General features: G+C 61.2%; 20 protein-coding genes. 11 read left to right on the forward strand and 9 right to left on the reverse strand.

All coding sequences use genetic code 11. The features are described 5' to 3' along the window. Positions 1-11: 11 nt before the first annotated feature. Positions 12-1,010, reverse strand: coding sequence for an ATP-dependent DNA ligase (locus HL653_RS23515; RefSeq protein ID WP_171746639.1), 999 nt, complete (start codon positions 1,008-1,010; stop codon positions 12-14). A 50-nt stretch (positions 1,011-1,060) separates the two neighbouring features. Beyond that, entirely contained in the window at positions 1,061-1,561 is a 501-nt protein-coding gene (locus HL653_RS23520) for a hemerythrin domain-containing protein (protein WP_171746640.1), read from the reverse strand. Positions 1,562-1,660: 99 nt separating this feature from the next. On the opposite strand from HL653_RS23520, the gene HL653_RS23525 reads away from it, so the two are divergent. The 5 genes from HL653_RS23525 to HL653_RS23545 all read left to right on the forward strand — a co-directional run bounded on the left by HL653_RS23525 (position 1,661) and on the right by HL653_RS23545 (position 7,780). Further along, positions 1,661-2,305: an isochorismatase family cysteine hydrolase gene (locus tag HL653_RS23525; protein ID WP_253717367.1), complete on the forward strand. Its 645-nt coding sequence runs from the start codon at positions 1,661-1,663 to the stop codon at positions 2,303-2,305. Positions 2,306-2,376: 71 nt separating this feature from the next. Beyond that, positions 2,377-3,135, forward strand: a complete 759-nt coding sequence (locus tag HL653_RS23530; protein WP_171746641.1) for an SDR family oxidoreductase — start codon at positions 2,377-2,379, stop codon at positions 3,133-3,135. Between the two features lie 276 nt (positions 3,136-3,411). Next, positions 3,412-3,999 (forward strand): PAS domain-containing protein, encoded by a 588-nt coding sequence (locus HL653_RS23535; protein ID WP_253717369.1) that lies wholly within the window; start codon positions 3,412-3,414, stop codon positions 3,997-3,999. After that, a complete protein-coding gene (locus tag HL653_RS23540; protein ID WP_367613580.1) occupies positions 3,996-7,433 on the forward strand; it encodes a CheR family methyltransferase in 3,438 nt (1,145 codons plus the stop codon). Before HL653_RS23535 ends, HL653_RS23540 begins: the two co-directional genes overlap by 4 nt. Before the next feature lie 8 nt (positions 7,434-7,441). Beyond that, positions 7,442-7,780, forward strand: coding sequence for a response regulator (locus HL653_RS23545; protein ID WP_171747237.1), 339 nt, complete (start codon positions 7,442-7,444; stop codon positions 7,778-7,780). 285 nt (positions 7,781-8,065) lie between these two features. Here the strand turns inward: HL653_RS23545 and HL653_RS23550 are convergent, their stop codons facing one another. Both HL653_RS23550 and HL653_RS23555 read right to left on the reverse strand, forming a co-directional pair. After that, positions 8,066-8,470, reverse strand: a complete 405-nt coding sequence (locus HL653_RS23550; protein ID WP_171746642.1) for a BLUF domain-containing protein — start codon at positions 8,468-8,470, stop codon at positions 8,066-8,068. A 306-nt stretch (positions 8,471-8,776) separates the two neighbouring features. Continuing rightward, positions 8,777-9,298, reverse strand: coding sequence for an ankyrin repeat domain-containing protein (locus HL653_RS23555; RefSeq protein WP_171746643.1), 522 nt, complete (start codon positions 9,296-9,298; stop codon positions 8,777-8,779). 330 nt (positions 9,299-9,628) lie between these two features. Between HL653_RS23555 and HL653_RS23560 the strand changes: the two genes are divergently transcribed. Together HL653_RS23560 and HL653_RS23565 are read left to right on the forward strand one after the other, a co-directional pair. After that, on the forward strand, positions 9,629-9,817 hold the full coding sequence (locus HL653_RS23560) for a hypothetical protein (protein ID WP_171746644.1): 189 nt from the start codon (positions 9,629-9,631) through the stop codon (positions 9,815-9,817). A 480-nt stretch (positions 9,818-10,297) separates the two neighbouring features. Continuing rightward, positions 10,298-11,635, forward strand: coding sequence for an AarF/ABC1/UbiB kinase family protein (locus HL653_RS23565; RefSeq protein WP_171746645.1), 1,338 nt, complete (start codon positions 10,298-10,300; stop codon positions 11,633-11,635). A gap of 111 nt (positions 11,636-11,746) precedes the next feature. Here the strand turns inward: HL653_RS23565 and HL653_RS23570 are convergent, their stop codons facing one another. Together HL653_RS23570 and HL653_RS23575 are read right to left on the reverse strand one after the other, a co-directional pair. After that, positions 11,747-12,460: an SDR family NAD(P)-dependent oxidoreductase gene (locus HL653_RS23570; RefSeq protein WP_171746646.1), complete on the reverse strand. Its 714-nt coding sequence runs from the start codon at positions 12,458-12,460 to the stop codon at positions 11,747-11,749. Further along, a complete protein-coding gene (locus HL653_RS23575; protein WP_171746647.1) occupies positions 12,457-12,948 on the reverse strand; it encodes a DUF427 domain-containing protein in 492 nt (163 codons plus the stop codon). The genes HL653_RS23570 and HL653_RS23575 overlap by 4 nt, the downstream gene beginning before the upstream one ends. An 87-nt stretch (positions 12,949-13,035) precedes the next feature. Here HL653_RS23575 and HL653_RS23580 point away from each other — a divergent pair, with 87 nt between their 5' ends. Next, positions 13,036-14,586: a cryptochrome/photolyase family protein gene (locus tag HL653_RS23580; protein WP_171746648.1), complete on the forward strand. Its 1,551-nt coding sequence runs from the start codon at positions 13,036-13,038 to the stop codon at positions 14,584-14,586. 153 nt (positions 14,587-14,739) lie between these two features. Here the strand turns inward: HL653_RS23580 and moaA are convergent, their stop codons facing one another. Further along, positions 14,740-15,768: a GTP 3',8-cyclase MoaA gene (gene moaA, locus HL653_RS23585; RefSeq protein ID WP_171746649.1), complete on the reverse strand. Its 1,029-nt coding sequence runs from the start codon at positions 15,766-15,768 to the stop codon at positions 14,740-14,742. 136 nt (positions 15,769-15,904) lie between these two features. On the opposite strand from moaA, the gene HL653_RS23590 reads away from it, so the two are divergent. From HL653_RS23590 to HL653_RS23600, 3 genes are read left to right on the forward strand one after another with little or no spacing between them, the layout of a single operon-like run. Then, positions 15,905-16,456, forward strand: coding sequence for a 2Fe-2S iron-sulfur cluster-binding protein (locus HL653_RS23590; RefSeq protein WP_171746650.1), 552 nt, complete (start codon positions 15,905-15,907; stop codon positions 16,454-16,456). Further along, positions 16,453-17,433 (forward strand): xanthine dehydrogenase family protein subunit M, encoded by a 981-nt coding sequence (locus HL653_RS23595; protein WP_171746651.1) that lies wholly within the window; start codon positions 16,453-16,455, stop codon positions 17,431-17,433. Before HL653_RS23590 ends, HL653_RS23595 begins: the two co-directional genes overlap by 4 nt. A gap of 2 nt (positions 17,434-17,435) precedes the next feature. Next, positions 17,436-19,670, forward strand: coding sequence for a xanthine dehydrogenase family protein molybdopterin-binding subunit (locus tag HL653_RS23600; protein WP_253717371.1), 2,235 nt, complete (start codon positions 17,436-17,438; stop codon positions 19,668-19,670). A gap of 338 nt (positions 19,671-20,008) precedes the next feature. Here HL653_RS23600 and HL653_RS23605 read toward each other — a convergent pair whose 3' ends face one another. Continuing rightward, positions 20,009-20,254 (reverse strand): hypothetical protein, encoded by a 246-nt coding sequence (locus HL653_RS23605; protein WP_171746653.1) that lies wholly within the window; start codon positions 20,252-20,254, stop codon positions 20,009-20,011. A 29-nt stretch (positions 20,255-20,283) separates the two neighbouring features. Beyond that, positions 20,284-20,496 (reverse strand): hypothetical protein, encoded by a 213-nt coding sequence (locus HL653_RS23610; RefSeq protein ID WP_171746654.1) that lies wholly within the window; start codon positions 20,494-20,496, stop codon positions 20,284-20,286. Positions 20,497-20,510: the final 14 nt, after the last annotated feature.

The following is a 20,510-nucleotide window of genomic DNA, read 5'->3' on the forward strand; positions in this document are numbered from 1 at the left end:
GGCGCTGCCTTTCAGGAAGACTCGACCAGGATGTCCGCGAGCTCGGAGGGCTTCAGTTCGCGCTGCAGCTGGTCGGAGCCGCATTGTTTGGGGGCTTTATCCGGGCGCCATCTCAAAAGACGTGTGCCGTGGCGAAAGCGATCGTCGGTGACCTGGTCGTAAAGCACTTCGACAACGAGTTCTGGTTTGAGCGGCTGCCAATTCACGGATCGGTCGGTCGCCCAACGGCTCTTTCCGCCCGGACTTTTTCCAGTGAAGCCCGGCGCGCCGATCAGCCTCTCCAGCTTTTTGGTGAGTGCGGGTTTTTCGTCGTCCGACAAGCCGGAACAGAAGCCGACGTGATTGAGCCTTCCTGCCTGATCATACAGGCCGAGCAGCAGCGATCCGACGAGCAATCCCTCGGTTTCGTAGCGAAAGCCGCCGATCACGCAGTCGGCCGAGCGGCGCTCCTTCAACTTGACCATCGCGCGCTCGCCGCATCGATACGGTCCCTCACGGCGTTTCGCGATAATGCCATCCAAAGCGCTGCCCGATCGCGCGAGCCACGCCAGCGCTTGTTCCCGGTCTAGGCTGTAGGGCGACAGGAGCAGGCGATCTCCGAGCCTTTGGGAGAGGACTTGCTCCAGTTTTTTCCGGCGCCGGGACAGCGGCCACGCCGTCAGATTTTTGCCGTCAGCCATCAGGCAGTCGAAGAGGATAAGCTGGGCCGGGGTCTCGCGTGACAGACGTTCGATCCGCGACGCGGCCGGATGCAACCGCGCCTGGAGAGCGCCGAACGAGAGATGGTCGCCCTGCGCGACCACAAGTTCGCCATCGAGCACGACATCATCCAACTGCAGGGCAGCCAGCGCGTCGGTCATCTCCGGGAAGTAACGACCCAGCGATTTGCCCGATTTGGAGATCAAGGCGACATCAGCGCCCCGGCAATGCGCAAGGCACCGAAAACCATCCCACTTCGGTTCGAACTGCCAGCCGTCATCAGGCAATTCGGAAATGAGCTTGGCCTCCATTGGCACAAGCTCGGTGTCCCACCATGCTGCCGAAGGAGAGCCTGCCTGCGTCACTTCGCCAGCGACACGGTCCCGAACGTTCGTGCTTCGGGCGTCGGCAGCTTTTTCTTATACTTTTTGACAAGCTCTTCCTTGCGCGCTTCGAGCTCGGCACCCAGCGCATCCAGATCGATGTCACTGCGCTTGGCCTGCGAGAACAGGCCCTTCAGAAAGGCTTCTTCTTCATGAACATGATGTTTGATCTGTTCGGCTAGCACGGTCACCTTCGCGTCGTAGAAATCGTCGCTGGGCTTCCCACCCTCGATCTCGGCAATCAGCACCTTCGCGCCGTCATGTTCGACATAGCTCTCGTCGAGCAGGTCCGCCTCGACCTTGCCTTTGCAGGCCGGATAGAAGATTTCCTCTTCAATCTGCGTGTGGACGGTGAGCTCCAAACAGATCTGCTCGGCAAGCTTGCGCTTGGCGACCGCACCGCTGGCGTTTTCGTAGTCGGAAAACAAATCCTCGACCTTGCGATGGTCGGCTTTCAAGAGACTGATCGCGTTCGGCATGATGGTTACCCCTGTTGATCGTGATTTCAACGCGGCGAGCCGGCGATCGTTCAGAGTGGGACGCGATCTTCTCCACCGTATGATTGGGGAACCGGACGGATGCATGCGCGTCACACAGCCATGTCGGTAAAAGAGCGGCCTCAAGAAGCCCGTGCGAGGGCGACGGCTCCCTTTCGCGATACCCCACGCGATCAATCGGCGCTGCTGATCATCGACATGATCTCGACCCTAGAATTTCCTGAAGCTGACAAGATGCTGCCGGCCATCCGATCGGCGGCGCTAGCCATCGCGAAATTGCGGGCTGCGGCAGACAGGCAGCGCATTCCGGTCATCTACATCAACGACAATTTTGGCGAATGGCATTCGGAGCGCTTTCGCCTGGTCGAGCGCGCGCTGCAGAATGCGCGCGCGGTCGACATCGTCTCTGCCTTGGCACCGCGAGACGGGGATTATTTCATCATCAAGCCACAGTTTTCGGGCTTCTACGCGACGAACCTTCCCGTCCTCTTACCCAAGCTTGGCGTCGACCGGCTCGTTCTGACCGGCATGGCGGCCGATGTCTGCGTTCTCTTCACCGCCGCCGACGCGCACATGCGCGACTATCGCTTGTGGATACCGTCCGATGCGGTCTGCGCGATGAGCTCGGCTCGCAAGCGCTGGTCTCTTCAGACCGCACACGCCAGCATGGGGGCCGAGACCCGGCCAACGTCGAAGCTCACGCTCTCAAAGTGGCGCAAGAACTGAACGCGGCGATCGCAGGCGCGTTCAGCAGCAGGCCTCAAACCAGAGCTCCTCTCATTCGAACAGGGACAGCGATGACCGAATCCGCAGATGCGCATACCGACCGCCCCCCGTTGCAGGGCAAGCGCGCCATCATCAGCGGCGGCACCACCGGCATTGGTCGGGCGATCGCCGTCTTGTTGGCCAGTTACGGCACCAAGGTTTTTATCTGTGGCCGAAATCCGGTGCATCTGGACGATGCCCTCGCGCGGATCCGCGAGGTCGGCGAGGGGAGCGGGCTCGCGATCGATCTTTCAGAGCCTGAGAATATCACGCGCTTTTTCAAGGAAGGTGACGCCTATCTGGGCGGTCTGGACATCGCCGTCATCAATGCGGCCGTGCCTGCCCAGGGTTTGACCGAGATGGGCGAGGCGGAGCTTCGCTACGCCATCGCCACGGATTTCACCGCCTACCTGCTGTGCGCACATGCGGCCGCCGAAACGCTCGGGGATCAGGGTGACATCGTCCTCATCGGATCAATGAGCGCCTATGTTTTGGGCGCCGGATCGACCGTCTATGCCGGCATGAAATATGGCATTCAGGGTTTCTCCGAGGCGCTTCGCAAGGAATTGGCGCCGAAAGGTGTCAAGGTCAGCCTCGTTGAGCCGGGCAAGACCGGAGCGGATTTCCAATATCCCGATATTCCTGCTGACGAACAACGGGCCATGATCGCAAGGGATGAAATGCTCCGTGCCGAGGATATCGCGGTCGGGGTCCATTACCTGCTGACGCAACCGCGGCGCGCGGTCGTCCAGCAATTGACCATCGCTCCGCGTCAACAGCCGAAGGAGTGAAGGGTCATGCCTTGCTGCCTATCGCGCAGATGTCGATAGCAGCCGCAGAGGTTGCCATAGGCTTCGGCGCCCGACGCCGGTTGACCGAGCTTCAGCCCATCCTCCTTGCGGTCGGCCGCCGGTTGAAAGGGTCCGCTGTCAAGCTGATCTCAATCTAGAGCTTTCAGCGCAAAAACAGTTTAGGCTGATGCGTTTGCGGGCCTGCCTTGCTACGGCTCGCGACCGGCTTTCAGACCGTGGCAGCAATCGACGGCTTGCCATGCTGGAGCGGGCGACGTGCGCGATGGTACCGGGAGACGTGAGTTGGATTTGCCTGAAGTTCCCTCCGAAATCCGCGTTTTCTTCGAAAATTCGCCGGTAGCGCTCGGACTTGCATCGCCCGTGGCCGACCACGAGCTCGTCTTAGTCAACAAGAGCTTTTACACTTTGACTGGATATCGGCCTTCTGACGCCATCGGCCGCAATTGCCGGTTCCTGCAAGGCGAGGCTGAAAACGGGAGCGCCCGCGCGACGCTGCGCGCGTTTCTCGCCGATGACGCGAAGCCCAATGTCCGGACACCCATCATCAACTTCAAGGAAGACGGTACCCCGTTCGTCAACCTTCTCTACATGTCGCGCCTGCGATCGCTGAGCGGCAACACGCGCTTCATTTTTGCATCTCAGTTTGACGTCAGCCGCTCGCATCCAGATTTGCTCTCTGCCTATGACCGCGACCTCGGCTCCACGCTCATCCGGCTCAGCCCGGTCATCGCCGAGAGCGGGCTGATCGTCGAAGGCACGCTCACGACGATAGCCAACACAGCCAATGTCATCGCGCAGGCAAAATTGACGCTGGCAGACCTCGACGACGCCTCGTTCCTGTGAGCGCCGCGACCACGGACGCCTTGCCTGCCGACGATCGCTCTTCCACTTCGGTGCCGGTCGTCGGCATCGGTGCGTCAGCCGGCGGTCTCGAGGCGCTGCGCGAAATGCTCGCCGGTGCCGGCTCGGCAACGAACATGGCGTTCGTTATCGTCCAGCATCTTGATCCGACGCACGAAAGCATGATGGCGCAGCTGCTCGATCGTCACACGACGCTTGATGTCTTGCAATGCGAGGGCGGTGAGAGCCTCGAAGCCGATCGCGTGTATATCATTCCACCGGGCCGCGGTCTCGCGATTCAGGACGGTCGACTGCAGTTGACCGATTTCGCGCAGCCGCGCGGCATGCGACGACCGATCGACGATTTCTTCATCTCGCTCGCGAACGATCAACAGGCGAACGCGGCGTGCGTCATTCTCTCGGGAACTGGAGCGGATGGATCGACGGGTCTGCGCGCCGTGAAGGAGAATGGCGGCGTCTGCGTCGTGCAGGAACCCTCGACGGCCCGTTATGATGGGATGCCGGTGTCAGCGGTCGGAACGGGTCTGGTCGATTTTGTGAAAGAGCCCGGCGAGATCGTCGACTGCCTGCGCTCTTTTTTCAGCCGACGGCATGGCGGCGCGGATGAGGAGCAGGCCGAACTTGTCGCCGACCACGTCGACGATCTTTGCCGGGTGCTAAGAGATGCGATCGGTCATGACTTCTCCGGCTACAAACGCACCACGCTCGTTCGACGCGTCGAGCGTCGCATGCACGTGCTCAACATCGCGAGCGGCAGCGCCTATCTGAAACGGGTCACGTCGGACGCCGCCGAGTGCGAAGCGCTGTTTCGCGATCTTCTGATCAACGTCACGCGCTTCTTCCGGGATCCGGACATGTTCGAAACCCTCCGCACGAAGGTTGTGGTGCCGCTTGTAGCGGCTCGCGCACCCGAGGAAGAGATCCGCGTTTGGATACCGGGCTGTTCGAGTGGCGAGGAGGCCTACAGCATCGCGATGTTGTTCGCCGATGCAGCCAAGCGGGCGAATTCCCCAGCTGCGTTTCAAATCATCGCGACAGATATCGACGAGCAAATGCTCGCGATCGCGCGAGAGGGGTCTTATCCGGCTTCTGCCCTGGCCGACATTCCGCAGCCGTTTCGCGATGAGTGGATCGTGCCTCAGCGCGACCGATTTACGATCTCGTCCAAGATCCGCGACAATATCCGGTTCTCCAATCACAGCGTTGTGAAGGATCCCCCCTTTTCGCAGGTCGATCTCATCTCGTGCCGGAACTTGCTCATCTATTTCGACGATCGCCTTCAGCAGGCCGTCATGCCGATTCTCCATTATGCGCTGAAACCGCAGGGCTTCCTGTTTGTGGGTCCCTCGGAGAGCATTGGTCGTTTCGAGGATCTGTTTCCTTCGGTCGACCACCATGCCCGGATTTTCACGCGGTCAGCCGGGGGCCCGAGTTATCCACTCGAACTTCCTGGTCATGGGCGGCTTCCTACCCGTCGCAAAACGGAGCTGACTGAAAGTCGCCGGTCGCGGGGCGTCAGCACGGAAAGTCTTGCCGTCCAGCGGATTGCCGATCGATATGGCCCCCCCTCCATGGTCCTTGGCCAAGACGGCACTGTGATCTCGGCTTACGGCAAGCTCAGTCGCTATTTCGACTTCCCCGTTACCCGCAGCGGGGGCAACAGTGCTACGTCGCTCGCGAGGCCCGGTCTCCGCGACATTTTGGGCCCGCTCCTTCGCCGGTCGCGCGACACCGGCAAGCGCGTCGTCGCCAGGGATGTCGCCGTTCAATCGGAATATGGCACGCAGCAGGTCGAAGTCATTTGCGAGCCACTCGATGACGCGAACGCGCTGCTCGTGTTTCGCGACAGCGCTGCCTTCGAACCTCTCGACGAGCCTGGCCTGATCGAGATTGAGGGCAGCGACGATCATATGGAGACGCTGGAGGAGGAACTTCGCCTCGTCCGGCATAAATTGCGCTCAACCGTTGAGGAGCTGGAGACCGCGAATGAGGAGCTGAAGAGTTCCAACGAAGAAATGATGTCGATGAACGAAGAGCTCCAGTCGACCAACGAGGAGCTTACAACGGTCAATGACGAGCTGAAAAACAAAGTCGATCAGCTCACAGTCGCGAATTCCGATCTCCGCAATTTCTTCGAGTCCACCGATCTTGCGGTCGTCGTGCTCGATGGCGCGCTTCGTATCCGCAGCTTTACGGAGGCCGCCACCACGATATTCCCGCTGAAACCGGGCGACCGTGGACGCGGCCTCTCCGATGTCACGAGCCGCCTGAGCGACCGAAATTATCTCGAAGACGCCCGCGCCGTAGCCGATGGCGCCGATCCGATCCGGCGTCGTGTCTATATCACCGAGGGCGCGCGCACTCTCTCTCTACAGGTTCTACCGTATCGGACTCAGCACGGCAAAACCGATGGTGTCACCATGGTGCTCACCGATGTTACCGATGCACTGTTCATGGAACGAGAGCTCGCAGCCGAACGCGAGCGGCTGGACCTAGCGGTCCGCGCAGGGGGCATCGGCGTCTGGGATTATTGTGCCGAAACCGGCCAGCTGATCCTCGACGCTACCAATCGTGCCATGTTCGGCTTGCCAGCAAAGGGCAATGTCCAGCTGGAAGATGTAATGCGCCGCATCACCGAAGCCGATCGCGACCATGTTGAGATCGCGCTCAAGCGCTCGGTCGATGGGCCCGAGCCGCTGGAGCTCACTTTTCAGATCGAGCGAGACGGCGAGCGTCGCCACATCAAGAGCTTCGGACGAACGGTCGATGGTTCCGCTCCAAAGCGTTTGATCGGGGCCGCAATCGACGTCACGGCGGAATATGCGCTCGCTGACACGCGCGCGCTCCTGCTGCGGGAGATGAACCATCGGGTCAAAAACCTGTTTGCGATCGTGAGCGGCATGATCTCGGCCGCGGCCCGCTCCCACTCGGACGTCGCGTCGATGTCGGACGATCTGCGTGAACGTATTGCCGCGCTTGGGGTGGCACACTCTTTGGCCTCGCCTGCCGGTGAGGGCGAGGGAATAGAGCTCAGCACCCTCCTCCAAGAGACCTTGTCGCCTTATGACGGACGCGCGAGGCTGCAACTCGATGGTCCGCGGCTGGCGATCAATCGGTCCTGCGTTTCCCCCCTCGCGCTTATCTTTCATGAGTGGACCACCAATGCTGCAAAATACGGTGCATTGTCGGACGAGCATGGCGCGATCGACGTTCGCTGGGAGCGTGACGGCTCAGATGTGCGCTTGAGCTGGACCGAAACGGGCGCATCCTCTGCGTCTACGTCCACAGGCAGCGGCTTTGGAACGCTGTTAGTCAGCACCTCTGCACGTCAGCTTCGCGCGCATGTGGATCGCAAGAGTGATGACGGGCGTTACTGCCTGGAAATTCTGCTTCCCGGGTCGGTGTTCCAAGAGTGAAAAACGTGATGATCGTCGAGGACGAGTTGCTCGTCGCATTCGACCTGGAGCACATTGTCGAAGATGCCGGTCATCAGGCACTGGGGCCCTACGAGACCGTCGCGGATGCGGTTGCCGCCGTTGCTGAGCGTTTGCCGGCCTGCGCGATACTCGACGTCCGGTTGTTGGATGGCGACGTATTTCCTGCAGCAGACTTTCTTCATGAAGCCGGAGTTCCGCTGATCTTTCATTCGGGGCACGCGGACGAGAGGGACCTCCGGCGCCGTTATCCGTCAGCGCAAATTTGCCCCAAGCCCAGTTCTCCCGCGCGATTGCGGCAGGCACTGGCGGTTGCTCTAGCGGCTTAGGCCCACAAGCGCGCCCGCGCCGGATATCGTGACATCCGGCGCGGATCGGGCCGGGATCGGCGCCTATGTCACGGCGCATCTGGATAGCTGTGAGGGCAGCGAGCCATCGTTGAAGCGCGGTGAGGAGACGTCGAATGGCCTATGACCGGCAACGGGAAAAGACCAGCGGAGATGGCGCCAGCAAGGGTGGTGGTGCCGATGCGATCGACAAGGATGATCCGCACAAGTCGAGAAGTTGTCGAAACTGGGAAGTGCCGGAGATGAGGCGGCCGAAGGCGAAGAGTATCAGGCGGCGGCGCGAACCCGTGCGAAACCGCGGATTATTTCCCGGGTGTTCGCGTCAGCTACGCGGGCGGTCAGCTGATCGACGAGGACCGGGATGGTCGTTCCTGCGGCTTGGGCGATCTTCTCGGCTGCCATCGACCACTCGCCAAAGGAGCGGGTCTCGACGATCTTCGAGCTTAACAGCACAATGCCTCGATGGCGGGTGTCGCGCTTAATGCGCTCGTAGGTTGTCGAGACCGCAGTCTCGCTGCCCTCCAAGGCCTGAAGAAATCGCTTGCCATCGTACAACAGCAATCCGGTTACGCCGGCAGCCGCATTGTTACGACGGGATGTGGTTAGAATCTCTCCCACAAGCTCGTCGCTCGCAGCTCTTGTCACGCTGCTGATGTAAAGAAGCTGAAGCAAGGCGCCCTCCGTCTTGGGCCTTGATGGCCAACGACCCGTTAAAACAGCGTTACGTTGTTGAATTCAGGGCGCATCACGTTCGGCTGAATTGCCAACTTCCCTCTGAACCCGGCGCATCGGAACGACTCGACAAGGCAGGAGTCTATGGGCTGCGGATCAGGTTAGCTAACAATGGCACGCGGGGCGTCCTCCTCCAGCAAGCTGGCAGTCCTCGGCCCGGTCCCAAATTCGAGTATAAGCTCCGCTGGTTCGAGCGATTGATCGACCCATGCCGCGGAGCTGCTGAGGGAGTGCTGTAATGCGGCTTCATCCAGCCAAATGAGCCGCGAGTTGAAAATTTCTCTGCTGTGCAGCTAAAGAGGCCGCGTCGTTGCCTGCCGCGTCGACATGAGCCGCGTCTGCTCCAGCCTCGAGCAGCGCATCGATAATATCATCGTTTCCGAAAAGGGCCGCCATCATGAGCGCCGTCTGTCCGGCGCCGTTTCGATAATTCGGGTCGGCCCCTGCTTTCAAAAGCTTTTGCGCTATTGTGAGGTGACCCTTGAAGGCCACACCCATCAACGCGCTATTCCCAGATGCCTCGTCCGCCCCGTCCGGACGCGCGCCCAGTTCAATCAACAGTTCGGTCGCGTGTTCATGACCGTTATAACTTGCAAGGATCAGAGGGGTGTAGCCGCGGGCATCCTGCCCTTCGATGTCGGCGCCAGCTTGGAGGAGCGCTGGAATGACATCTGACCTGCCGAGCCGACATGCATCGAACAGCAGCTCTCGCAAGCGCTCACGAGATGGGAGCGGCCGATTGCGTTCATCTTCTTGCGGGTCGATCATGATTGGGGCGCGCCAACCAGGCGCGCGATCCGGAGCCGCTCTTCGACGTTGCCGGCTTCTACCGGAGATCGCAGGTTAAACGCTCTTAGTCGGCCTAGGCCCTGGATCATGATTGTGCTCCTCGAGCGAGAGAACACCGTACAGACTAGCCAGTTTCCCAAACATGTGCAGTTTTACTAAAACAACACCGCGCTTACCGTCTGACACGCCAGAGGCGGCTGGCTTCAACTCGCACCCGATGCTCATGGATCACACCCATCGAAATCGCGTACCCGTCACGTTGACCAGCGTATCGCAGCCTTGTTTCGGATGGCTGGCCAGATCGCTCTGATGGAACCGCGCCTGGCTTATGCTGAAGAAAGCGAACTCGAAAGCTGTCTTCGCCCGGACTTGGCGCAGATGCCGTGGTCGCTCGATGGTTTGATCGATGACTTGAGAGGCATCGTCAACGAGATGCCTTGGGCGTCGGATTGGATACGACGCACGGGCCCTGCAACCGGCGGCGTCCCGCTCAATTAGGTTCCAGACGTTTGGTACCGCTTAAAGAGAGCGCGCGCCTTGGGATGGCATCGCTTTTGGCTTCGGACGGCCAGCTGCGACGGTCCCGTCGGCTAGCGGAACTGTCCAGCTATGAGTCTCATTTCCGAGGGGGTCTGACCGCCCTCCTTTAGCAGAGATCCGGCCGCCGCTCGTTGTCTGAATGACAGCAGCGGGATCTACATGTGCTCTTCGCCTTCACGCTGTGCAACTTCGCCCAGCTTCCGAGCTGGCTCGATAACCTGTGAGGGCTGGCAGCCTTCGTTAACTTCTGGCTGGTCTCGCTACCATCGCCCTTCTTTTCGGTCAGGTCGCATCTTCTCGTCGAGCCGTCCGTTACGTGTCCGAGCGGTTCGGCTCAGCCAAACGAAAGCCCTCCTGGCCAGGAACAGTTCTTGAAAACCCGTCCGGTCACCGTCTCGGGATCATGTCGTCTCCGGGTATCAAAAAAGGATGGTCGCTATGGCGGATGATCGGCGCCCACGGTCCGTGCCCAAGAGCCGCGGGTCGCGGCTCAGCGCGTTTGGCCGTCTGGCCGGCGGGGTTGCCGGTGGCATGCTCGCCGAAGGCGCGCGCAAACTCGCGTCCGGCGAACGCCCGCGAATGAGCGATTTGCTGCTCACGCCAGCGAACGCAGCCCGCGTCGCGGACCAGCTTTCTCATCTGCGCGGTGCGGCGATGAAGCTCGGCCAGATGATCTCGATGGATGCCGGCGACATGTTGCCGGCTGAGCTCTCGAAGATCCTCGCGCGGCTGCGGGACAACGCCCATCACATGCCGCCGCCCCAGCTCGACAAGGTGCTCATTGCGGAATGGGGCCGGGATTGGCGCCGCCGATTCAAAAGCTTTCAGGCGCATCCGATCGCAGCCGCCTCAATCGGGCAGGTCCATCGCGCCGAGCTGCCCGACGGCCGTTTGCTCGCAATCAAGGTCCAATATCCCGGCGTCGCCGCCAGCATTGATGCCGACGTCAACAATGTCGCGACTTTGCTGAGAATCTCACACCTCCTTCCGCGCGAACTCGATATCGCCCCGCTGCTGTTCGAAGCGAAGCGGCAGCTGCACGAAGAGGCCGATTATGTCCGTGAACTCGCTATGCTGGAGCGCTATCGCTCGCTGATCGGCGACGATCCGGCCTATGTCGTTCCGAGAGCTGAGCCAAACTTCAGCACGTCCAAGGTGCTCGCCATGGAGTTTGTAGCCGGTGAGCGGATCGAGGCGTTGGAGGAACGATCGCAAGAGCAGCGTGATCGCGCGGCGAGAGCGCTTGTCGCTCTGGTGCTACGTGAGCTGTTCGCTTGGGGCTACATGCAAACCGATCCCAACTTCGCGAACTATCGCTGGCAGGCCGAAGCGGAACGGCTCGTTCTGCTCGACTTTGGCGCCGCGCGCGCCATCCAGCCGGAGACGCAGGCGGGCTATCACCGATTGCTGATGGCCGGCCTCAGTGGAGACAAAGACGCCGTGCGCGATGCCGCTATCCACGCTGGCTTCCTTGGTGCGACGGCGGCAACCCGCCACCGTGCAGTCGTGGACAGGATGGTTGAGGTGATCCTCGCCGAACTCAACCGCCCCGGAGTCTTCGATTTTGGAGACCGCGCCTTCGTATCCGTGCTGAAGGAGCAGGCGACAGTGATGGCCGAGGATCGCGCCACCTGGCACCTGCCTCCTGTCGACACGCTGTTCGTCCAGCGCAAGATCAGCGGGACCGCGTTGCTGTGCGCGCGGCTCAAAGCGCGCGTCGACGTCCGTTCAATGATCGAAGCCTACCGTGACGCCCCCCCTGTTCGGAAGGATTAGCCATGCTGCAGCGCTCTATATTCGTTGGAAGGCTACGACAGATACCGCAGTGGAGGGCTCACGATGCGGTAGGGCAGCGATCGGACGTTAGCCGGTGCCCTTCCGGCACTGTCAGTAGCCGATCCGGCTTCCATCCCAGGCAAACATCCCACCGGACTCGCTGGGACCGAGTCCGTCTATCACGTCCAGCAATTGGCGGGCGGCGCGCCACGGAGTGAAGAGCTTTTCGGGCGGCACCCCCCGCTGGAATGGTCCACTAAGCGGCGTGTCCACCGTTCCTGGATGGAGGGCTACGCAAATCGCCTCTGGCCGAGATCGGCCGATCTCGATGGCGGCCGATCGGACGATCATATTTAGTGCCGCCTTGGATGCGCGATAGCTATACCAGCCGCCGCTGCGATTGTCTGAAATGCTGCCGACCCGCGCGCTCAGCACCGCTACGCTCGCACGCCGATCCTTAGCGAGCAGCGAGGCAAAATGCTTGAGGACCAAGGCCGGCCCGATGGTGTTTACCGCAAAAAGCCGTGTCATTGCCGCACCCGACAGGTTTTGAAGCGACCTTTCAGGCTTGTGGTCGCCCTCGTGCAGGATGCCAGTGGCAACGATCAGCAAATCGATCGGACCGCGGATCGCCTCTGCGGCGCGGGACACGCTCTCCTCGTCGGTAACATCGATAAAGCCGCCGAGGGCACGCGCGTTTTCGATTCGCGGACTTCGCGACAGCGCATGGATTTGCGCGTATCGGCTCGATGACGCCAACTGCTCGACAAGGGCATAGCCGATGCCGCCGCTGGCTCCGATGACCACCGCCGTCGGCCCGCTCACCGAAAACGGCTCCCAAGATCACCTTTGAAAGGGCCTGATACGGCGACCGTAATCCAGCCGCCGTAGAGACCTCCCGGCCGTGGCACGACCGCTTCGTCATCCACCAAACACGCGTTTGGCGCAGCGGTATAGAAGGCAATGTGATCCCGAATGATCTCGAACGGCAACGTGGGACAACTCCATGCTTCTCTTGTACGGCACAGGTCTTCGCTGATCGCATCATAACAGATTGCCGATCCCTTCCACGCGCAGAAGGAGAATCCTGTCGCAGGGCGCCGCGCATCGAGGGCAATATCCTGGAATGGGAAATAATAGGTCGGCGGGTGGCTGGTCTCGATCGTCCGAGCGCCGCGTCGCGTCTGCGCAATCGTTTGCTCCACAAGTACGGCCCGCAGATAGTTGTGGATAGGCTGGGCAATCGAAGGCCTTGGGAAGCCCGATACGGTTTCCTGCTCGGACGGAATCGAATCCAGATCGAGAGGATGCATGGCTAGGAGTCCCAACGGTGGGTGACACAAACGAGGCTTTTAGACAGGTACGCATCCGCGGATCGCGCTGGACGTTGGAGCTGGCATATGACCATCCTCATCCCAGTCTTGGGCGACCAGCTCTCGCATAGTCTCGCCTCGCTAAATGACGTCGAAAAGACCGGCGCGGTAGTGCTGTTTATGGAAGTGGCGGATGAGACGACATACGTTCGTCATCACAAACGCAAGATTGCGCTGATCCTCTCGGCGATGCGGCATTTCGCCGAAGAGCTGCGTGGTGACGGATGGAGCGTGGATTATATCCGGCTCGACGATGTCGGTAACTGCGGCAGCTTCACGGGCGAAGTTGGGCGAGCGGTCCAACGGCATGGTCCCTCCCTGATCCGCATTGTCGAGCCCGGCGAGTGGCGCGTGAAGACGATGATCGATGAATGGTCGAACCGCTTCGGCGTGCCGGTAGAGGTGCTTCCCGATACTCGCTTCGTGTGTGGCATTCTTGAGTTTCAGACTTGGGCGCAGGCACGCAACGATTTGATGATGGAATTCTTCTACCGCGAGATGCGCCGAAAGACCGGGCTGCTGATGACGGTCGATGGCAAGCCCGAGGGCGGGCAGTGGAACCTGGATAAGGAGAACCGCGCGCGTCCCAAGCATGGGCTCAATTATCCCGAACCGATGCACTTCGAGCCGGATGAAACGACCCGCGACGTACTGGCGATGGTCGCGGAGCGCTTTGCCGAACATTTCGGGCGGCTGGAAAAGTTCGCGTTACCTGTCACTGCCGGGCAGGCGCACCGCGCGCTGAGGCATTTCGTCCGTACCGCACTTCCCGACTTCGGGACCTATCAAGACGCGATGGTGACGGGCCAGGATTGGCTTTATCACAGTTGGCTTAGCCCGGCCTTGAACCTTGGCCTGCTCACTCCATTGGAAGTGGCACAGGCCGCCGCCGACGCTTACGCGGCCGGTGAAGTGCCGCTCAATGCGGCGGAAGGCTTCATCCGCCAAGTTATCGGCTGGCGGGAATATGTCCGCGGCTATTATTGGATGGAAATGCCGGAGGTCGCCGACGCGAATGCGCTTGAGGCGACCCGTCCGTTGCCTGAGTTCTACTGGACCGGCGAAACGGACATGTTGTGCATGGCGGAGGCGGTACGCAACACGCGCGATTATGGCTATGCTCATCACATCCAGCGACTGATGGTGCTGGGCAATTTCGCGATGCTCGCCGGCGTGCGGCCACAAGATCTCGCTGACTGGTTCCTGGTCGTCTATGCCGATGCCTATGATTGGGTCGAGTTGCCCAATGTGATCGGCATGAGCCAGCATGCCGATGGCGGACGGCTGGCGACCAAGCCCTATGCGGGCGGCGGCGCGTATATCAATCGCATGTCGGATCATTGCGGTCGGTGTCGCTATGACGTGAAGCAGAAGACCGGACTCGAAGCCTGCCCATTCAACGCTCTTTATTGGGATTTCCTCGCGCGTCATGAGCGCCGGTTTCGTCGCAACCGACGCATGGTGCAGATGTACGCCAACTGGGACCGGATGCGGCCTGAGGCTCGCGCAGCCTATCGCGCCAGTGCGGCAAGATTCCTTGAGGGGCTCGAACCGGCGCGTGAAGGCTGGGCGCGATGACGACTGCCCGTCGAACAGCTAGGAACCAACCCCTCGCCACGACGAGCCCGCAGCTCGTTCGCGACCGTCTTACAACGGGGGCCGCTCGATAGGAGCCTATTACTGCGGGACGCGGCGGGTGCTGACGCTGTTGAGCTCGGCCAGCGTAAGCTCTCAACCGCCAGTAACGCTCATGTGCCGCCCTAAGGCCGGAGCCGCGCCACGGCCTCCTATGCGGAACATGTGACGTTCGGGCTTCGACAGCAACGCGCGGTCCAACGCTGCATCAACGGCCCTCCTGCCACCACTCCGTAGGACCGCCTTCAGGTCGATCCGATCATCATGTCCCAAACACATGTAAAGTCGCCCAGACGCGGTCAACCGGACGCGATTGCAGCCATCACAGAAGTTGTTTGTGAGTGGAGTGATTAGTCCGAGGCGAGTACCCGTCTCCCGGACCCTTACGTAGCGCGCCGGCCCGCCCGTTCGATCCGCGATCGTCTCAAGCGTGAACCGCTCCGCCAGGCGCGCGCGGACGCCGTCGAGCGGGAGGTATCGATCCGTCCGATCTTCGTCGACAACACCGAGCGGCATAGTCTCGATCAGCGTCAGATCGAAGCCCTGATCCCCGCACCAGCGGATCATTGGCTCGATTTCGTTCTCATTCAGACCTTTAAGAGCGACCATGTTGATCTTGATGGTCAGGCCCGCCGCTTTGGCGCCCGCGATTCCCCCCAAAACCTTGTCGAGCTCCCCGGTGCGAGTGATGAGGCGGAAGCGATCGGCATCCAGACTGTCGAGACTGACGTTGACCCGACGCACGCCCGCCTCAGCCAAAAGGTCAGCGTGCTCCGCCAGCCGGGTCGCGTTCGTCGTCAGGGTGAGTTCGTCAAGCGTCCCTCCACCTAATTGGCGCCCAATGTGAAGAGCGAGGTCGTTAATCCCCCGCCGGACGAGAGGCTCGCCCCCAGTGAGGCGGATCCGCTTGACGCCACGGGCGACGAAGGCATCGGCGATGACCCCAAGCTCCTCGATCGTCAGCAGCTCACTGCGGGGCAGAAACGTCATCACCTCGCTCATGCAGTAGCGGCAGCGCAGGTCACATCGGTCCGTCACCGACAAGCGAAGGTAAGTGATGCGGCGACCGAAGCTGTCGACGAGCGGGGGACGCAACGCCTCTCGATCAGATGCTAGTGTGTTCATCGGGTTCTCAACGCTCGACGGTCCCTTGCGGCGCATAAGAAAGGGAGCATAGCCAGGATATTTCCGCGGCTCACGCCGGCGGTTTGAACAGGAGGCGACATGCGGCGTTCTCGTTTGACGAACCGAGGGACGCGCCATGCATTTCAAGATCAACGGTCAGACCTACGTGGCCGATGTCGACATTCGCACATCGATCCTAGACCTTTGCCGGGAGCATCTCGGCCTGACCGGTGCCAAGAAAGGCTGCGACCACGGCCAGTGCGGAGCGTGCACCGTGCTGATCGACGGCCGGCGGGTTAACAGCTGTCTTACCCTGGCGGTAATGCACCAGGACGACGAGATCACGACGATCGAAGGCCTCGGGCAGATTGGCGACCTGCATCCGTTGCAGGAAGCGTTCGTGCGTCATGATGGATATCAGTGCGGTTACTGCACACCGGGCCAGATCTGCTCTGCCGTCGGTATGCTCGACGAGGTCGCCAAGGGCTGGCCCAGTCATGTATCCTCAGATCTGGCTGCCCCTTTGTTTGACGACGCCGAAATCTCCGAGCGTATGAGCGGCAACCTCTGTCGCTGCGCCGCCTATCCCAACATCGTCGATGCGATCCGCGAAGTCGCTCAGGCGGCGCCGGAGGACCGAACGGCTGATGAGAAGGACGCCGCGATGATCAAGGAGGTGATGGCATGAAGACCTTCACCTACGAGAAAGCGGATACGCCTGAAGCGGCCATCCGCGACATCGATACAGATCAAGCCTCCTTCATCGCCGGTGGCACCAATCTGCTCGACCTGATGAAGCTGCAGGTCGAAACTCCGGGCAAGCTGGTCGACATCAGCAGGCTGGATCTTGCAAGCATCGAGGACTCGGGAGACGGCGGCCTGCTTATCGGTGCGATGGTTCGAAACAGTGATCTCGCTGCAGATCCGCGCATCATTGAGAAGTACGAAGTCCTGAGCCGCGCATTGCTGGCTGGCGCTTCCGGTCAGCTGCGCAACAAGGCCTCGACCGGCGGCAATCTGCTGCAGCGAACGCGATGCTACTATTTCTACAACCTCGCCTCCCGATGTAACAAGCGCTCGCCGGGGAGTGGGTGCGATGCCATCGGCGGTACCAACCGTATCCTCGCTGTGCTCGGCACGAGCGAACATTGCATCGCTACGCATCCAAGCGACATGGCGGTGGCGATGCGCGCCCTGAACGCGACCGTCGTCACGCTGAGAGCTGATGGCGACCGTCGTCGGATTCCAATCCACAATTTCTACCGCCTGCCCGGCGATACCCCGCACATCGAGACAGTGCTCGAGCGAGGCGAACTCATCACGCACATCGCCCTGCCGAAGCCCATGAGCGGCAGACAGTCGTATCGCAAAGTCCGCGACCGCGCCTCCTACGCGTTCGCGCTCGTCTCTGTCGCCGGCATCGTCGGGATGGAGGATGGCAGGATTGCAAACGTATCGCTCGCGTTCGGTGGTCTGGGGCCCATGCCGTGGCGTGACCCTGCCGTCGAGGCTGCGTTGATCGGACAGGTCCCTAATATGGAGGCCTTTGCCGCCGCCGCTGACGCCCTCGTCGCTGATGCCAAAGGACATGGCTCCAACGACTTCAAAATACCCTTGGCACGCCGCACTCTGATCGCGGTCTTGCGTGATCTGACGGGAGCATGAGCATGTTCGGCCTCGGTACCACCAACAGCTTGACCATGGACAAGCCCCACCCGTTCAGCCTGCTCGATACTGGCGTGCAGGGTGCGATAAGCCGGCCTTTCGACCGCATCGATGGCCCGAAGAAGGTTTCAGGCGCGGCCACTTATGCGGCCGAATACGAGTTCGACAATCTCGCTTACGGCTTTCTTGTCAGTGCGCGGATCGGTGCCGGCAAAGTCGTCTCGATCGACGCCGACGCCGTGCGCTCCCTCCCCGGCATCATTGACGTGGTCTGGGATTTCGACCGCTTCATCCGCGTCGCGGGCCAGGGAGGAGACACCAAGGCGCCGACGCAGGGTGTCCAGGAGATTACCTTTTTTGGAGAGATCGTCGCAATTGTCGTCGCAGAAAGCTACGAAGCCGCCCGGGACGCGGCGTTGCAGCTTCCCGTCACATACGAGCGTGATCAAGGCGTCTTCGACCAGATGGCCAACCGGGACGAGGCCTACACGCCGCCGGACGCCGCCACGCCCGGCCGTTTCGCAAAGGGCGATGTCGGTGAGGCAGTGGCGCAAGCGCCCGTTGCGATCGACGTGACCTATAAGACGCCGAGCCAGAACTCAGCGGCGATGGAGCCCCATGCATCGACGGCGGTGTGGGAGGAAGACGGTTCGCTGACGCTCTATGGTGCCTACCAGATGCCAACCTCGGACGCATCACAGCTCGCCAAATCGCTGGGCCTGTCCGCCAGGAAAGTCCGCATCATCTCGCGCTACATCGGCGGCGGCTTCGGGTCGAAGCTCGGTATCGCGCCGGAGAGCGTGGCAGCGGCGATCGCGGCGAAGCAGGTCGGCCGGCCAGTGAAGGCGGTAATGGCCCGCCAGCAAGTCTTCGAGGCCACGGTGCGCCGCTCCAACACCGAGCAGCGGCTTCGGCTCGCGGCAAATGCCGACGGTCGGCTCACGGCAATCGCTCAGGAAAGCTACGTCTCGAACCAGCCCGGCGAGGACTATTTCGAGCCCGTCGGCATCGGCACGCACATGATCTATGCCGGCGAGAACCGCCTGATCAGCCATCTGCAGATCCCTGTGAACTATGTCCTTTCCGGCTCGATGCGCGCCCCCGGCGAAGCAGTCGGTATGATCGGCCTCGAATGCGCCATGGACGAGCTTGCGGAGAAGCTCCGCATGGACCCGATCGCGCTTCGCAAAGTCAATGATACCTCGGCTGATCCGGAGAAAGGCGTTCCCTTCTCCTCGCGCAGCCTCACATCCGCCCTCGATGAGGGGGCGCGCCGGTTTGGCTGGAATATGCGTGGTGAGCCTGGGGCGCGGCGCGAGGGAGAGTGGCTTGTCGGGATCGGCATGGCGGCGGCCGTGCGCGGCAATATGCTGATGGAATCTTCGGCCAAGGTTGAGATACATCCTGACGGATCGGCCACGGTGTGCTCCGCGATGACCGACATCGGGACGGGCAGCTATACGATTCTCGCACAGATCGCCTCGGAAATCCTCGGCATTCCCGTCCCACATATTACCCTGGCACTTGGCGACACGAACGCGCCGCCGGCCGCCGGCTCAGGCGGCTCGTGGGGTGCGGGCTCGTCGGGCTCGGCCGTCTACCTTGCTTGCGAGATGCTCAAGGACGACCTTGCGAAAGCCATGGGTGTGACCGCAGACGTTCTTACGCTGAAGGACGGCATGGCGATCGGCGCCAACAGATCCGTAGCCATTGGCGAGCTTGCCGGCAAAGGCCTGGAAGCGATCGGCCACATCAAACCTGGCAAGCAGGAAAAGGAAACGACGCAGGCGTCCTTCGGCGCGCATTTCGTCGAAGTGGGTGTGAACGTCGTGACCGGCGAGATCAGGGTCCGCCGCATGCTCGGGGTGTTTGCCGCTGGCCGGGTGCTCAATGCCAAGACCGCGCGATCACAGTGCCTCGGCGGAATGACCTTCGGCATCGGTGCGGCCCTGACGGAGGAGCTGTATCACGACATTCGTGACGGCAAGATCGTGAACCGCGATCTGGCGGAGTATCATGTGCCGGTGAACGCGGACGTGCCGCAACTCGAGGTTCATTTCCTCCAAGAGCGCGACATCCACGCAAATCCGATCCACGCAAAGGGCATCGGCGAACTCGGCATTTCTGGCGCGGCAGCAGCGGTCGCCAACGCCGTCTACAACGCGACAGGGGTCCGTGTGCGCGAGTTTCCCATCACGTTGGACAAGTTGCTTCCCGGACTACCCGCCCTCGAGTGATGCTTGAGGTGGGCCGCTTATGGCGTTCCGAGTGTCGGGGTTGCCAATGCTGACCCACCTCATTGCACCGCGGCTGTCACGATAGCGGCTTGGATGAGTGACATAAGCTTCCGACCCCGGGGCAGTTTGGGCGTTGTTCGACGGCATTGGCGCGGATGACTGCTTCTGCGGAGATGTGCCGGTTCTCACCATGAGCATCCGTTCGGCGGCCTTGCACCATCTGCCGCTCGACTTGTCAGTCGTGACGGCCAAGCATCTCCCCGTTCAGCTCGTTCTAATCGGCCGGTCTGAAGAGCGGAAGACAATAGCGGTATGGGAAACCTTCGGTCCGCCTTTCGTTACTTATTAAAAGCAGCAGGAAGCAGATAATCGGCTGAGAGCAGAATCTGCCCAGCGCGGGTGGCTAAAGCGCTGTCGGCGAGGAGTGACCGATGACTGTCAAGGAAACGACACTGCGGGAGCGAAAGACCTTGCAGATCGATGTCATCCGACACGCCTTGCACACAAATTCCCCGGACGATGATCAATTCTGCTTTAGACCGGACATTGCCCAGCTGCTCCGGGAGATCGACGCGCGCGATCAAAAATCGTCTCAATAGTAAAGCCTATGCACTTAGGGCCGCCGCATGAACCGCAATACATTGACACCCTCAGATTTAAACATGTCCGCCTCTAGCTTATCCGCTTCGCGGTCTATCGCACTGGCCTCGTCTTGAGCTAGCCATGCATCGTCCATGGACGCAAAGTCGAGCGCGACCCGGCGATGCCTCTCGGCCCGGCGGCGCAGCCGGTCTATCTCCTGTCGTATCGCGGCCTGCTCAGGCATGGCTCGTCTCCAGC

It is taken from the genome of Sphingomonas sp. AP4-R1 (assembly GCF_013113735.1).
Lineage (GTDB): Bacteria > Pseudomonadota > Alphaproteobacteria > Sphingomonadales > Sphingomonadaceae > Sphingomonas_I.

Bases quoted from the DNA above. Each gene is read 5' to 3' on its own strand.
- HL653_RS23575 (WP_171746647.1), bottom strand. From the start codon at position 12,948: ATGCATCCTCTCGATCTGGATTCGATTCCGTCCGAGCAGGAAACCGTA.
- HL653_RS23560 (WP_171746644.1), top strand. From the start codon at position 9,629: ATGGAACCGCGCCTGGCTTATGCTGAAGAAAGCGAACTCGAAAGCTGT.
- HL653_RS23580 (WP_171746648.1), top strand. From the start codon at position 13,036: ATGACCATCCTCATCCCAGTCTTGGGCGACCAGCTCTCGCATAGTCTC.
- HL653_RS23545 (WP_171747237.1), top strand. From the start codon at position 7,442: ATGATCGTCGAGGACGAGTTGCTCGTCGCATTCGACCTGGAGCACATT.
- HL653_RS23590 (WP_171746650.1), top strand. From the start codon at position 15,905: ATGCATTTCAAGATCAACGGTCAGACCTACGTGGCCGATGTCGACATT.
- HL653_RS23565 (WP_171746645.1), top strand. From the start codon at position 10,298: ATGGCGGATGATCGGCGCCCACGGTCCGTGCCCAAGAGCCGCGGGTCG.
- moaA (WP_171746649.1), bottom strand. From the start codon at position 15,768: ATGAACACACTAGCATCTGATCGAGAGGCGTTGCGTCCCCCGCTCGTC.
- HL653_RS23600 (WP_253717371.1), top strand. From the start codon at position 17,436: ATGTTCGGCCTCGGTACCACCAACAGCTTGACCATGGACAAGCCCCAC.
- HL653_RS23595 (WP_171746651.1), top strand. From the start codon at position 16,453: ATGAAGACCTTCACCTACGAGAAAGCGGATACGCCTGAAGCGGCCATC.
- HL653_RS23555 (WP_171746643.1), bottom strand. From the start codon at position 9,298: ATGATCGACCCGCAAGAAGATGAACGCAATCGGCCGCTCCCATCTCGT.
- HL653_RS23515 (WP_171746639.1), bottom strand. From the start codon at position 1,010: ATGGAGGCCAAGCTCATTTCCGAATTGCCTGATGACGGCTGGCAGTTC.
- HL653_RS23530 (WP_171746641.1), top strand. From the start codon at position 2,377: ATGACCGAATCCGCAGATGCGCATACCGACCGCCCCCCGTTGCAGGGC.
- HL653_RS23520 (WP_171746640.1), bottom strand. From the start codon at position 1,561: ATGCCGAACGCGATCAGTCTCTTGAAAGCCGACCATCGCAAGGTCGAG.
- HL653_RS23610 (WP_171746654.1), bottom strand. From the start codon at position 20,496: ATGCCTGAGCAGGCCGCGATACGACAGGAGATAGACCGGCTGCGCCGC.
- HL653_RS23525 (WP_253717367.1), top strand. From the start codon at position 1,661: ATGCATGCGCGTCACACAGCCATGTCGGTAAAAGAGCGGCCTCAAGAA.